Genomic DNA, 1,109 nt, shown 5'->3' with positions numbered 1-1,109 from the left:
TTAATTTTGGCTATGCCAGGTGAAAGGCATATGGATGTAGCTAAATCCTATCGAGATATGCTTCCTGGAGACAAGAAGGATTCCGTTGTGGTTACTGACTTAACTTCAAGTATCAAACTCTAATATAACGGAAAAGGTAATTGTATGATGTCAATGAAACTCATCAAGGGAGTGATTATATGTCTTACTTCTCTTTGTCTGATCTCTTGCGGGATTAATAAAATAAAAATTGCTGACAAAGCTACAGGCCCTAAGGAGTTGTACGTTAATCTTTCAAGAGACCCTCTTCTAATAACAATAGAGCTAAAAACCATACTCGAATCTAAAGGGTATAAAGTAGCTCTTAGTACTGAAGAATCAAGTAAGGAAGTAACTATTCATTCAGATTCAAACACTGAAACTACTTATAAAAATGTTAGTTCCTCGAATAATAGGTATGAGCTAATGCTCGGCTATCAACCTATTCAAGACAGAATAAAGCTCATCGTGGCATCAGTAAGAGATCGAGAAAAGAACAAAATTCTTGGCACTTGGCGCTGGTCTTGGAGTCAAATGATCCCTGCTCCTACTATCGAAGGCGCGATTTACCTAGTTGAAGAAAATCTATTGGCTAAAGTATTTGAATAAGAGCAGGGCTTAGCGCTTCTAATCGAACGGAAAATTAGGTTTCTGGTCAAGAGGATAGTATGACGACTTATTCTGTAACGTGTACGGTACAAGGCCTAGAACCACTTCATGTCGCGTTGCTTGAGCAGGCTGGTTGCCACGTTACTGATGATCGAGTTAGCTATGATATATCTCTCCAAACTGAAGAGACAGATAACGAATTTACTGAAAGGTCGAAGAGGTGGATCAATAGGGAACTATCTCGTGTGAACGCTTTAACTGAAAGATTCTTCGAAGCCACCGCTTTTGAATTCGAGCCTCGTATTGGGAATATCACTGTTAGACCTGCTGCGGCATGGGGGTATGTGCCACAAAAGCCTCCAAGCCATAATGGGTGGGAGGATGAGGGTCTAGAGTTTCGTCTTAATGCATGGAATGTAGCTAGTAAGACAGAAGATGTAGTACTACGATTTGTCATGCTTGATACGATCTGCGAATCCACT

General features: G+C 40.4%; 2 protein-coding genes. Both read left to right on the top strand.

Going from position 1 to position 1,109, the window contains the following annotated elements:
- The first annotated feature begins 144 nt into the window (after positions 1-144).
- Positions 145-627: a hypothetical protein gene (locus A3766_RS04900; RefSeq protein ID WP_068510665.1), complete on the top strand. Its 483-nt coding sequence runs from the start codon at positions 145-147 to the stop codon at positions 625-627.
- Between the two features lie 59 nt (positions 628-686).
- Positions 687-1,109, top strand: a 423-nt coding sequence (locus A3766_RS04895) for a hypothetical protein (RefSeq protein ID WP_156508696.1), incomplete at its 3' end; no start/stop codon positions are given.

Source organism: Oleiphilus sp. HI0132 (assembly GCF_001635845.1).
This window is presented reverse-complemented; position numbering and strand designations above follow the sequence as displayed.

What these genes read in the sequence shown, in the direction of transcription:
- A3766_RS04900 (WP_068510665.1), top strand. Translation starts at nt 145, where the DNA reads ATGATGTCAATGAAACTCATCAAGGGAGTGATTATATGTCTTACTTCT.